Annotated in this window: 13 protein-coding genes; 1 reads left to right on the top strand and 12 read right to left on the bottom strand. The window is 36.5% G+C overall.

What is annotated here, in order from left to right; genetic code table 11:
* Positions 1-14: 14 nt before the first annotated feature.
* From fmt to folK, 6 genes are all read right to left on the bottom strand, one after another.
* The gene (gene fmt, locus ODR02_RS16195) at positions 15-962 is read right to left on the bottom strand and encodes a methionyl-tRNA formyltransferase (RefSeq protein ID WP_209787383.1); all 948 of its coding nucleotides are present in this window, start codon (positions 960-962) and stop codon (positions 15-17) included.
* A gap of 122 nt (positions 963-1,084) precedes the next feature.
* Positions 1,085-2,992, bottom strand: a complete 1,908-nt coding sequence (locus ODR02_RS16190) for a RecQ family ATP-dependent DNA helicase (RefSeq protein ID WP_209787385.1) — start codon at positions 2,990-2,992, stop codon at positions 1,085-1,087.
* A 77-nt stretch (positions 2,993-3,069) separates the two neighbouring features.
* A complete protein-coding gene (locus ODR02_RS16185) occupies positions 3,070-4,509 on the bottom strand; it encodes an OmpA family protein (protein ID WP_209787387.1) in 1,440 nt (479 codons plus the stop codon).
* Between the two features lie 212 nt (positions 4,510-4,721).
* Entirely contained in the window at positions 4,722-6,248 is a 1,527-nt protein-coding gene (locus ODR02_RS16180; RefSeq protein WP_209787389.1) for an OmpA family protein, read from the bottom strand.
* Between the two features lie 52 nt (positions 6,249-6,300).
* The gene (locus tag ODR02_RS16175; protein WP_105681396.1) at positions 6,301-7,416 is read right to left on the bottom strand and encodes a flagellar motor protein MotB; all 1,116 of its coding nucleotides are present in this window, start codon (positions 7,414-7,416) and stop codon (positions 6,301-6,303) included.
* A gap of 17 nt (positions 7,417-7,433) precedes the next feature.
* Positions 7,434-7,850 (bottom strand): 2-amino-4-hydroxy-6-hydroxymethyldihydropteridine diphosphokinase, encoded by a 417-nt coding sequence (gene folK, locus ODR02_RS16170; protein WP_105681395.1) that lies wholly within the window; start codon positions 7,848-7,850, stop codon positions 7,434-7,436.
* Positions 7,851-7,870: 20 nt separating this feature from the next.
* Here folK and sppA point away from each other — a divergent pair, with 20 nt between their 5' ends.
* Positions 7,871-9,628: a signal peptide peptidase SppA gene (gene sppA / locus ODR02_RS16165; RefSeq protein ID WP_309512783.1), complete on the top strand. Its 1,758-nt coding sequence runs from the start codon at positions 7,871-7,873 to the stop codon at positions 9,626-9,628.
* A 78-nt stretch (positions 9,629-9,706) separates the two neighbouring features.
* On the opposite strand, the gene ODR02_RS16160 is transcribed toward sppA, so the two are convergent.
* The 6 genes from ODR02_RS16160 to rpmG form a co-directional block, all read right to left on the bottom strand.
* Entirely contained in the window at positions 9,707-9,967 is a 261-nt protein-coding gene (locus tag ODR02_RS16160; protein ID WP_050019846.1) for a GlsB/YeaQ/YmgE family stress response membrane protein, read from the bottom strand.
* A 72-nt stretch (positions 9,968-10,039) separates the two neighbouring features.
* Complete coding sequence (gene ftsY / locus ODR02_RS16155) at positions 10,040-10,993, bottom strand: signal recognition particle-docking protein FtsY (protein ID WP_047425904.1); 954 nt, start codon at positions 10,991-10,993, stop codon at positions 10,040-10,042.
* Positions 10,994-11,008: 15 nt separating this feature from the next.
* Positions 11,009-11,476 carry a RidA family protein gene (locus ODR02_RS16150; protein ID WP_309512782.1) on the bottom strand — a complete coding sequence of 156 codons (468 nt, stop codon included), beginning with the start codon at positions 11,474-11,476 and terminating at the stop codon, positions 11,009-11,011.
* A gap of 141 nt (positions 11,477-11,617) precedes the next feature.
* Complete coding sequence (locus tag ODR02_RS16145) at positions 11,618-12,565, bottom strand: MBL fold metallo-hydrolase (RefSeq protein ID WP_309512781.1); 948 nt, start codon at positions 12,563-12,565, stop codon at positions 11,618-11,620.
* An 84-nt stretch (positions 12,566-12,649) separates the two neighbouring features.
* Positions 12,650-12,799 (bottom strand): DUF4295 family protein, encoded by a 150-nt coding sequence (locus ODR02_RS16140; protein ID WP_065722020.1) that lies wholly within the window; start codon positions 12,797-12,799, stop codon positions 12,650-12,652.
* A gap of 20 nt (positions 12,800-12,819) precedes the next feature.
* A complete protein-coding gene (gene rpmG, locus ODR02_RS16135) occupies positions 12,820-13,002 on the bottom strand; it encodes a 50S ribosomal protein L33 (RefSeq protein WP_027373683.1) in 183 nt (60 codons plus the stop codon).
* Positions 13,003-13,005: the final 3 nt, after the last annotated feature.

Raw genomic sequence — 13,005 nt, 5'->3', positions numbered from 1 at the left:
TAAGATATAAATCTTTAGATTAATGTGATTCCATCAAAATTTCGGAAACCGTTCAGAAAATCTTTAACCATCATTCTTTTTTTACCTTCCAGTTGAAGTTCCAGAGGATAGTAGATTCCGTCCTGGGTATAGATTTTAAATTCATTTTTTGAAATATCAAGAGTTCCTGCTGATTTTCCGTGATCAGAAAGTTCAAACTTTCCTCCGAATATTTTTAATCCTTTTTCTTCGTTTTCAATCTTCAACGTGGTGAAAGCTGCAGGATAAGGTGACATTCCCAGAATAAACTGATGAACAGTTTTTGAGGGCTGTACCCAATTGATTCGGGTATCTTCCTTGAAAATTTTATAAGCATTTTTAGGATGTTCCACCTGAGGCTGAGGTTTTTCTTCAATCGTATTTTCAGCAAGGGCATCCAGCGTTTTTACAACAAGTCCTGCGCCCATCTCCATCAGTCTGTCGTGAAGGCTTCCTGCATTTTCATCAGGCAAAATTTCCATTTCCTGCTGAAGGAGAATATTACCTTCGTCAATTTTTTCATTGATAAAGAAAGTCGTAGCTCCGGATTTTTCTTCTCCGTTGATAACGGCATAATTGATAGGGGCAGCACCTCTGTAATCCGGAAGTAGTGAAGCATGAAGATTGAATGTTCCCATTTTAGGCATTTCAAAAAGTACTTTAGGCATCATTCTGAAAGCAACAACTACAAAAACATCGGCATCCAGTTTTCTAAGTTCTTCTAAGAATTCCGGATTTCTTAACTTTTCCGGCTGGAAAACAGGAATATTATTTTCTTCTGCATAGATTTTTACCGGTGATTGGTGAATTTTTTGTCCACGTCCACTTGCTTTATCAGCTACTGTGACTACACCTACCACCTGATGGTGAGATTGATGGATTGCCTCCAAAGAAGTTTTTGCAAACTCAGGAGTCCCTAAAAAAACGACTTTCAATGATTTCATAATGCAAAGATAAGTTTTTGATCTGAGAGTCGGAAAGTGTTTAAGTTTGAGGGCAGGAGAGTTTTAGAGATAGGATAAGTTCATCAGGATTTTACCACAATACATTTACTATTCATTACTCATTACTCATGATTAAGCGCATACGTTCTGAAATTCAGCATTCTTACCTTTCCGGAATCTAAAAGAAAAATCAGATTTTCTAATATATTTTCTTTAGAGTGATAACTCAGCTGTATAGAAAGTTCTTCAATGGTTGCCGATTTTTTGGCCAATACATTGATAATCTGCTGGGAAATATTTTTTCCAAAAATGGATTGTTTGTTCTTTTCACAGACAGAACACTGACCGCAGTTTTTTGAATTCTTTTCACCAAAATAGGCTAGAATTAGTTTTATTTTACAGTAGTCGTTGTTTTCTACGTAAAATTTCATCTCTTCCCATTTCTGGATTTTGTTTCTCTGAATATGCTCAAATAACTTCCAGTAAGCACTGTTTACCGCTCTTTCATCGCGAGGTTTAAGGAATTTGATACTGGATAGTGCTCCATCGATATATTCAAGATAATTCTTTTGCTGCATTTCCTTCAGTCGTTCTTTGATCAAAGGGACACTGACATTAATTTTATTGCTTACCTGTTGTTCACTGAACATTACTTTATGGGTCGTAATTCCGGATATGGTGCGGAAAAGAAGTTCTATAAAATGAGCATCTTTTTGTGGTAACTGATCTATTTCGTCGGCTTTGATAAAAAGTTCAAGCGAAGACAGACTTTTATTATCATTGTAGTAAACAATTTCCTGATTGTGCAAAAAGTTGAGTACATTATTGATTTTCGCTTTCGAAAGCCTGGTAAAATTCTGTATACTAAGGCTATTCAACTGAAAAGTTTTTTCGGGAAGTTCAAACTCTGCTACCTGAAAAATAGAGTAGAGGTAACTAACAATCTTCAAAAACTCAGCTTTGTTGGGGGTTTGATTTTTTAAAATCTGATCAAAATTCAAGAGCTCCTGTTTGTTCCAGAGCATGAAGGCAAAACTGTCTTTTCCATCTCTTCCGGCTCTTCCGATTTCCTGATAATAATTTTCAATGGATGCAGCAGGAGAGTAGTGAATGACAAATCGTACATTATCCTTGTCAATACCCATTCCAAAGGCATTGGTAGAAATAAGGACATGGTTGTCGCTGGTGTTCCAGAGATTCTGCCTTGCATTTTTTTCTTTAGTAGTTAAGCCTGCATGGAAATAATCCACATTTTTCAGCTGATTTTTCTTCAGAAATTCTGCCAGTAATTCAGCTTCTTTTCTGGTTCTTACATAGACAATTCCGGAGTCGTTGCTGTATTTTAAAATATCAAAAACACGCTGAAATTTATCAGATACTTCATCGGTAAAGATTTTGATATTCTCTCTTTTGAAACTTTTTTGAAAAACAAAAGGCTTTTTAAGTTCCAGTTTATTTTTAATTTCTTCCAGTACTTTGGGAGTAGCAGTTGCAGTCAGAGCAAGACAGGGAATCTCAGGGTTATTACTTCTGAATCCTTTTATATTCTGATAGCTGGGTCTGAAATCCTGGCCCCACTCTGAAATACAGTGCGCTTCATCAACGGCAATAAAGGATAACTGAATTTCCCCCATGTTTTGAATAAACTGAGTGTTGGTAAGTCTTTCAGGAGAAACATAGAGCAGTTTTGTAAGACCTTCTTTGCAGCGGTCATAAATAGTTTCAGCATCATATTCATCCAGTTCAGATGAAAGGTATTCTGCTTCTATACCACGGGATTTGAGCTGATTAACCTGATCTTTCATCAATGCCAGCAAAGGAGAAATTACGAGGCATGTTCCTTCTTTTAATAGGGCGGGCAATTGATAACATAAAGATTTCCCTGCTCCTGTAGGCAACAGAACCAGCGTGTCCTTTTCGTTGATAACAGCATTGATAATTTCTTCCTGAGAATCTCTGAAGTCTGTATAGCCCCAGAAATACTTAAGAGTATCATATTTTAGCTTTTGAAAATCCTGCGGAGAAATCATGGTGTAAAAATAAGGAAAGAATTAGACAAAAAAAGTCACGCAGGGCGTGACTTTCATATGATATATCAATATGTTTATTATTTAGCTTCGAAGTATACTCTTCTATTGGCTCTGTTTTTCCATTCAGGGCACTTCGTTGCTGGTTCACATTCAGGGTATTTAAGGTCTTTTTCACCTTTTCCTACTGCCTGTAGTTTACCATTTTGAACACCGTTTTTGATCAGATAGTTCTTAACGTTGTTTGCTCTTCTTTCAGATAGTTTTTGGTTGTAAGCGTCAGTACCTCTTGTATCGGTAGCTCCGATTACATTGTAAGAACCAGTTGAAGAATTAATATAGTTTACCGCATTATTTAAAATTGGAGTATTTGATGGTAAAATTCTGTCAGAATTTAAGTCAAATTCAATCCCTTCCAATTTAGTTTCTGTTTCTACTACAGGTCCTGTTGTTGCTACCGGACATCCGTTGTTTTCAACAGGTCCAGGAACAGTTACACACTTATCGTAAAGGTCAATAACTCCGTCTAGGTCAGTATCAAGTGCAACTCCGGCACCATCCACTCTTGCCCCTGCAGGAGTATCAAGCTGTCTGTCCCAATCGTCACATACCCCATCGTTATCAGCATCTCCTTTTTTACAAACTTCGATATCCTGGTTTTTATTAGCCAGTACATCAAGTTTATAATAGATTTCCTGAAGTGGGTCATGCCACATTAAGTGAGATTCGTGTTTTCCAAGTTTTACAGAAAGACCTAAAGTAGCATTAAAGAAGTTGTCAGAAACCTGCTCAGAACGCTTGTTGATAGCGCTGTACGCATCACCACCACCATCAAACTCATCATCACCGGTTACAACATACATTAATCTCCCTTCAATATCAATTCTTCTGTTCACTTTGAACTTCAGACCTGTACCAGCCTGCATGAATAAAGATCCTAATTGGAAAGGCTTAATCTCAGTCATCAATCTCTGTTTGTTATTCCCGTCTTTCTGGTATGCTCTGTAGGCAATAGTACCAATACCTGCATATCCATGAAGCGCCCATCTGTAAGGAGAGTGGTTATCAACTCTTCTTAATAGGTTAGAAAAATTAATGTCTCCTAAAATAGAGATTGCGTCATACTGAGTTCTTGCTCCTACTGCTGATGCATCTGGTGCTGCATTTTTAGTATTGAACCATCCTTGTCTGGTTTCACCTTTGTCATATTGTAAATTGATCCCAAATGCATGGGTAATCGCTTTATCAATACTTACATAAGCTGAATATCCAAAAAGGTTTTTACCATTACCATTTTTGATAGAGGTCAAATCCGCTGACTGAAGAAGTGGAACACCCACCCCGGCAGAAATGGACCAATCGTTAAATCTTTTAGATTGATTGGTGAATGGGGAAACATTAGCAGATCCCGAAGAAAATGTATTAGGATACTCTCCTTTTGAAACTGCCGTTGAGTCTTGTGCATACGTGGCAGAAGGAATTGCCAAAGCTAATGCAACAATTGCTAAACTTAATTTCATAGTGTTATTTTTTTAAGTTAAGTTATTTTAAATGATTTTTTACGCTAAAAAGTGATATTGCGTTAATTTTTTTCAGGAGAAACTCGTTGATTTCTAATATGTTTCATAGAGTTGTCCTGAAAATAATGTTAAAGGTATGTAAAAAAATTCGTAGTAGAAAAAAAATAAACCGAAAAGAGTAATTCTTTTCGGTTTATAAAGTATTTGAAAATTTATTTCTTCTTTTTCTTAGCAGGAACTTTTTTTACTGCTTTTTTTACAGGAGCATCTTCATAGTCTTTCTTTTTAATAGAATCCCATTCTGAACTTTCTATAAATCTTACAGTAACTTTTCTGTCTGCCATTCTTTCAGCATCTGAAGCTGATGCAGGAATTGTTGCTTCAGCAGAGCCTACTCCTCTTGATTTCAAGACATTTTCATTAATGCCTCTGTTTTCCAGAGCTCCTACTACAGCAGCTGCTCTTTCTTTAGAGAGTCTTAGGTTGTACGCTGCACTTCCTTTGATATCTGTATGTCCTGTTAACAGATAGTTACCTCCGTTTTCTTTAATAATGGAAGCAGCCAGATCTAATTTTTCGTTAGATTCAGGTCTGATCGTTGCTTTATTAAAGTTGAAATAAATATCCTTAAGGGTTTTCTCTACTTCTACAGCAGTTTGTTTATTGTCTTTAACGATAGGACATCCGTTGTTTTCAACAGGTCCAGGAACCGTTACACACTTATCGTAAAGGTCAATAACCCCGTCTAGGTCAGTATCAAGGGCAACTCCGGCACCATCCACTCTTGCCCCTGCAGGAGTATCAAGCTGTCTGTCCCAATCGTCACATACCCCATCATTATCAGCATCTCCTTTTTTACAAACTTCGATATCCTGGTTTTTATTAGCCAGTACATCAAGTTTATAATAGATTTCCTGAAGTGGGTCATGCCACATTACATGGGATTCATGCTTACCTAATTTGAAGGAAAGACCTAAAGTAGCATTGAAGAAGTTGTCAGAAACCTGCTCAGAACGTTTGTTGATAGCGCTGTACGCATCACCACCACCATCAAATTCATCATCACCTGTTACAACATACATTAATCTCCCTTCAATATCGATTCTTCTGTTCACTTTGAACTTCAGACCTGTACCAGCCTGGAAGAACATAGAACCTAATTCGAAAGGCTTAATTTCAGTCATCAATCTCTGTTTATTATTTCCGTCTTTCTGGTATGCTCTGTAGGCAATAGTACCGATACCTGCATATCCATGAAGTGCCCATCTGTAAGTAGAGTGGTTATCAACTCTTCTTAATAGGTTAGAAAAATTAATGTCTCCTAAAATAGAGATTGCATCATACTGAGTTCTTGCTCCTACTGCTGATGCATCTGGTGCTGCATTTTTAGTATTGAACCATCCTTGTCTGGTTTCACCTCTGTCATACTGTAAATTGATCCCAAAAGCATGGGTAATCGCTTTATCAATACTTACATAAGCTGAATATCCAAAAAGGTTTTTACCATTACCATTTTTGATAGAGGTCAAATCTGCTGACTGAAGAAGCGGAACCCCTGCTCCTACTGAGATAGACCAATCATTAAATCTCTTGGATTGGCTGGTAAATGGGGTAACATTGGCAGATCCTGAAGAAAATGTATTTGGATATTTTCCACTAGTATCTGCAGTTGAGTCTTGTGCATATGTGGCAGAAGGAATTGCCAAAGCTAATGCAACAATTGCTAAACTTAATTTCATCGTGTATTATTATTTGATTTCTTTTAGAAAAAGAAGTTTAAGTTTTTTAAAATTATTTAATTGGGCATCCGTTATTTTCAACAGGTCCTGGTACCGTTACGCATTTATCGTAAAGGTCAATAACTCCATCCAGATCCATATCTAAAGCAACTCCGGCACCATCTACTCTTGCTCCTGCAGGAGTATCAAGTTGTCTGTCCCAGTCATCACATACTCCATCATTGTCTGCATCTCCTTTTTCGCAAACAACAAGATCGGTACTTGCATTTTCAAGAACGCTGGTTCTATAATAAGCTTCCTGAAGCGGATCATGCCATGCCAGGTGAGATTCTTGCTTTCCTAATTTGAAAGATAATCCTAAACTTACCGTCCAGGCATTATCAGATCTTCTGGAATTTAGCATATTATATTTTGAACCTGGAGTGGAAGGATCATAATCATTAGGATCAGCCCATCCGCCACCATCGAATTCATCATCACCACTGATAATGTACATGGTTCTTGCTTCAACATCAATAAGTTTTGAAACATTGTATTTTATTCCCAGACCTCCCTGATAGAAGATAGAGTTGATATCAATGTCTTGCTTAATGAATAAAGGGGTTCTTCTTGGGGTAGTACTCCATCTGAATTCGTCATTGTCATGTAATGATGTTCTGAATCCCTGAACTCCAATACCCATATATCCGTGGAAAGCCCATCTGTATGGAGAATGATTGTCTACTCTTCTGAATAAATTTGAGAAGTTGATATCTCCTAATAAAGAGATGTTGTCAAATTGTGTTGTTGCAGTAGCTACTCCTGATTTTACACCTGCAGCACCGGGAAGTTGGGCTGTCTGTTTCGTTTCTCCTCTCATATACATAACGCTTAATGCGAATGCATGGGTGATTTGTTTGTCTACGCTTACATAAGCATTATACCCCCAATTGGTCTTATCCTTGCGGATAGATTTTAAATCAGAGTGTACCATGAATGCAGGACCTCCTCCGACAGAAATAGACCAGTCTCTGAAACGTCTGGCTTTATTGTCAAAGGGTTGTACATTAGCGGAACCTGAGGAGAATGTATTAGGATACTCTGTGGAAGAGTTTACTGTAGTGCCGCTGTTCTGTGCGAAAGCTGCAATTGGCAATGATGTAGCCAATAATAATAAACCTAATTTCATACAATATGTTTTATGTTTTAAATAAAATCTTTCAATAATATTCTGGAAAAATCCCTTTCAAAAAGATGTTTTTTATGAGGGATTTCTAACCTTTCTGATTTAAAATTTAACTCATTATACTTAATGATATCAATGTCTATTATCCTGTCAGTATATCCTCCGGAGACTTTTGAATCATTAATTCTTCCCATCTCAACTTCTATATTCTTAATACAATCAAGCAGTTGGATTGGTGAAAGATGTGTGAATATTATTGCTGCAATATTACAAAAAATATTGGAACTGGCAAACTCTACGGGGTCAGACATTAAATATTCGCTGATTTGTGAAATGTTATTTCCGGCATCATTTATCTTCTTTAATGCAAGCTCTACATTTTTTTTTTGCTCTCCTAAGTTACTTCCTAGTAACAAAACGACCTTATGCTGCGACATATTGTAAAATTGATTGATTTATGAGAAGTTTCTTCAAAAATGTTTTGGCAAATATAGTAGCAATTATCATACTTTGCTCTCTATTTTTCATCTTTTTCATTATGATGATTGTGTTCAGTTCGATGGGAAATGATAAGTCGGTGGCGGTGAAAAAGAATTCGGTTCTTACGATTAATTTAAAAACAAATATAATCGATAGTCCCACTGAAGAAGAGATGGGATTGTTCGGATTAGGTGCCCAAAATAAAAGTATCCTTATATATGATGCATTGGAGGCTATTAATAAAGCAAAAACTGATGATAATATTAAAGGAATCAGTATAGAAACTGATTATTTATCTGCGGGTCTTACTCAAATTGATGATTTGAGAAATGCTATTGAAGATTTCAAGAAAAGCGGAAAGTTTGTATATGCTTATGGAAACGGAGTATCACAGTCGGCCTATTATTTAGGATCTGTTGCTGATAAATATTATCTGCACCCGGCAGGAATGATAGAATTAAAAGGTCTTTCTACGGAGGTTACTTTCTTCAAAGATTTTGCTGACAAATATGGAATCGGAATTGAAGTGATCCGTCACGGTAAATTTAAGTCTGCAGTAGAACCTTTTTTAAGAAATTATATTTCTCCTGAAAATAAAGAACAGCTAAGCACTCTTTTGAATGATCTTTGGAAAAACACTTCCAATAAAATGGCTGCTTCAAGAAAGATTGATACTGCTCAGTTCAGAACGATTACAGATAGTTTATACGGAATGATTCCTGAACAAGGCGTAAAATATAAACTTGCGGATAAACTTATCCAGAAATCAGAATATGAAGATCTTCTTAAAACGAAGTTAAATGTAAAAGATAAAGAAAAGCTTAATAAAGTTTCTTTGACAAGCTATATCAGTTCTTATGCAGATGATGATCAATCAGGTGAAAAAATAGCTGTGCTTTATGCCTCCGGATCTATCAATAATGGTGATGAATACAATGATATTCATTCTGAAAAATATGTAAAGTATATCAAAAAACTTCAGGAAGATGATAAAGTGAAAGCGGTTGTTTTCAGAATCAACTCTCCGGGAGGAAGTGCTAATGCTTCAGATGAAATCTTATTTGAATTGCAGCAGCTGAAAAAGAAAAAGCCACTGATCGTTTCTTTTGGTGACTATGCAGCATCAGGAGGATATTATGTAGCCATGGCAGCGGATAAAATTTATTCAGAGCCTAATACACTTACCGGTTCTATCGGAGTGTTCGGGGTGATGCCTTATTATAAAGATATTGCGGCGAAAAACGGAATCCGTGCAGATATTGTTTCTACCAATGCCAACTCTATGTATTATTCAGGATTAAACGGAGTAACCCCTTACGGAGTCAATATGATGACAAGAAGCGTAGAAGGTACCTATAAGAGATTTGTCCATTTTGTGACTCAGAACAGAAAGAAAACTTTTGAACAGATTGATAATGTAGGTGGCGGTAGAGTATGGAGTGGTGTTCGTGCTAAAGAAATAGGATTAGTAGACGAATTGGGTACTTTGACAGATGCTGTGAAGTTTGCTGCACAGAAAGCAGGATTAAAATCTTACCATGTAGAGGCTTTTCCTAAGAGAATGTCACCGTTTGAGCAAATCTTCAAAGATCTGAACGAGGAAGATGTTTCTGCAAGAATCATTAAAAATAAAATAGGGAAGTCCAACTATGAAATATTGCAGCAGATTACAGATAAAAAGCTACAGTCTGAGGTGAAAATGGAAATGCCTTATCAGATTAGAATCAACAACTAAACTAAATTTTATATTGTATACAAAAATCCCGGACCTGAAATTTCAGATCCGGGATTTTATTTTTTATCAGCGTTAATATCAGCTTTTCTTTGTTGCCATTCCGTAAATCCAGAGGATAATTAAAGCGCCTCCAATTGAGAGAATCCAGCTTCTAGGATTCCAGAATGAAGTGACATCTCCCCAGTGTAGAATGTAAACTCCTATAGCTCCTCCTATAAACGCTCCCAGAATTCCCAGGATAATAGTGATAAGCCATCCTCCTCCCTGAGTTCCCGGCATGATCATTTTAGCGATAGCACCTGCAATAAGACCAAATAAGATCCATGTTAATATTCCCATAGTTGCAAATTTTTTTATTGTTAATATTTAAAAATGATTTGTTTACTAATATAAGGGAAAACATGATATAAATCATCTTTTCTTGAAGAATGAGTCTACAAATTCCGTACCATTAAAAAGCTGTAAATCCTGCATTTTTTCGCCTACACCAATATATTTAACCGGAATTTGGAATTGATCGGAGATACCGATTACAACACCTCCTTTTGCTGTTCCGTCCAGTTTGGTTACTGCTAATGCATTTACTTCTGTAGCAGCGGTAAACTGTTTTGCCTGTTCGAAAGCATTCTGCCCTGTAGAACCGTCAAGTACCAGCAGGATCTCATGAGGTGCATCAGGAATTACTTTCTGCATTACCCTTTTGATCTTGGAAAGTTCGTTCATCAGGTTGATTTTATTGTGAAGTCTTCCTGCTGTATCAATGATTACTACATCCGCATTCTGTGCAACTGCACTTTGTACAGTATCAAATGCTACGGAAGCAGGATCAGAGCCCATTTCCTGTTTTACAATAGGAACACCCACTCTTTCGCTCCAGATGACAAGCTGGTCTACAGCAGCCGCTCTGAAGGTATCAGCAGCACCAAGAACCACTTTTTTACCTTCTGATTTGAACTGATGAGCCAGTTTTCCTATAGTCGTTGTTTTGCCCACTCCATTCACTCCTACAACCATAATGACATAAGGTTTTTTGGAAGTATCGATATTTCCTGTACCGGCATGAGGATTTTCAAGCAATAGTCCTGAAATCTCATCACGAAGAATTTTGTCAAGCTCGTTAACACTTACATATTTATCTCGGGCAACACGTTCTTCAATTCTTCCTATGATTTTGATGGTAGTAGAGGCGCCTACATCGGAAGCAATCAGTACTTCTTCAAGATCATCAAGTACCTCATCATCTACTTTACTTTTGCCGACTACGGCTTTCGTCATTTTTTCAAAGAATCCCTGACTGGATTTTTCCAATCCCTTGTCTAAAGTTTCTTTTTCTTCTTTTTTGAAAATATTTTTAAACCAACTCATAGTTTTAGTTTATTCTTATTTATTTTTAATCACTGCTGTGGCTTCTACTTCTATAAGCACATCATCTCTGAAAAGCCTGCTCACTTCCACAAGGCTGCTTGCAGGAGGATTTTGAAGATTGACATACAAATCCCTCACTTTTCTGAAATCAGCTGTTTTTTTGATATCTGTGGTGTAGATTACCAGTTTGATAATATCTTTTCCTGTGCCTCCATATTCTTTCAGGACGTTTTCAATATTTTTGAAAACCTGCTGTGCCTGATCTTCAATAGTATTCCCCACAAGGTTACCCTCCAGATCCAGAGGCACCTGTCCGGATAATAAAACCATTTTAGAACTGCCACAGTCAATACTTACTGACTGAGATAATCCTTTTATGTTGAAAACTTTCGGCGAACTTTTATATTCTACAGGGTTCATAGTTTTCTGACTGAATGAAAATAGAAAAGTTGCTGTACATAACAGAACAAGAATCTTTTTCATATTTTGCTGATTAATAATCTGGTGAGCAAAGATAGCAAAAAAACTACCCAAAAAATGAGTGTTTTTTTTACATTATCTATAAAATATAGACTATCTCACCACGTTAAGCCTTTGTATTGTGTATCTTTTTCTTATTTAAAATTATAGTTCTACCGTATCTCCAAGTCTTGCAATATTAAATCCATTGGCCAGAACCGTTTTGCTCTGTTGGCTATCCGGAATTAAAAGTTTGTTGGTGTGATTGAAGTGAATAAAGTAGATTTTCTTTTTTTCCTGAACCGGGAGGTTTTTAAAAAGCTCCATACTTTCCGTTACAAATGGATGGGGAATTTCTGAGATATCTCTGAAGCCTACTTCTTCAGCGTCATAAAACGTGGCATCTAAAAATGCATAATCAACCTTTTTGATGAAATCTGTAATGCTGTGCTTCCATGTATTCCACTTATCAATATCGGGTATAAATAAAGCCTTCTTATGAGGCCCCTGAATTAAGTATCCTACTGTTTCGGAGTATTCATCCCGATGAGGCACTAAAATAGGAGTGACCTGAAGATGAGGATTTATTTGTAGTGGCACTTCATTTTTCATTTCCCGGATCTCAATGTTTTTTAAATGAACCAATTGTGACCAGGGTCCGTTATTCTCAAAATACTTCTTAAGTATCGGCATAGCATACACCGGAACATTTTTAGAATTCATACCTTCTCTTCCCAAAAACATCAAACCTGTATAATGGCCGATGTGGGCATGCGTGATAAAAATTCCATTCGGAGCTGTTTTTTCCAATGTGCCGGATTTTTCCTGTAATAATTGAAGTTGTGAAGTGAAATCAGGACTGCTATCGAAAATATAATTTTTTTGCAGATCGTAATCAATGACTCCCATTGATATAATTTTCCGATCTTGTCTGGGATGTTTCCAAAGATCAGCACAACAGCTTTTCTTACAGCCTGCCTGTGGTGAACCTGCATCCTGTACATTTCCAAGGACCGTTAAGACGACCCCTTTATTTGTATTTGTTTTAATACCTTGAGCCGAAATGGGACAGAAAATAATGGTGCCCAAAAGCAGTGTAAACAACGATTTCATTTGTATGTTTTTTAAGCATAAAAATAACAAAAAAACTACTCACAAAATATGAGTAGTTTTTTTATATTGTAAACAAAGTACAGATTATTTCTTTAAATAACCGTCTACTTCGTCAGCATTCATTACTTTTTCTTCGAAAACGTAAGCTCCTGATTTAGAAGACTTAACCATTTTCACCACTTTAGTCATTTTTTTAGACCCAGTTTGTAGGGTTGCTACTACTTTCTTTGCCATGGTAAGTTATTATTTATAAATTACTTAATTTCTTTGTGAAGGGTAGATCTCTTAAGAACAGGATTGTATTTTTTCAATTCCAATCTCTCTGTAGTGTTCTTTTTATTTTTTGTAGAAATGTATCTAGACATTCCTGGCATACCACTTTCTTTGTGCTCTGTACATTCAAGGATTACTTGAACTCTATTTCCTTTTTTTGCCATGAT

The organism is Chryseobacterium sp. CFS2 (genome assembly GCF_036543225.1).
GTDB classification, from domain to species: domain Bacteria; phylum Bacteroidota; class Bacteroidia; order Flavobacteriales; family Weeksellaceae; genus Chryseobacterium; species Chryseobacterium culicis_A.
The sequence above is the reverse complement of the archived record's forward strand: the minus strand, read 5'-3'. Positions and strand labels throughout refer to the sequence as shown.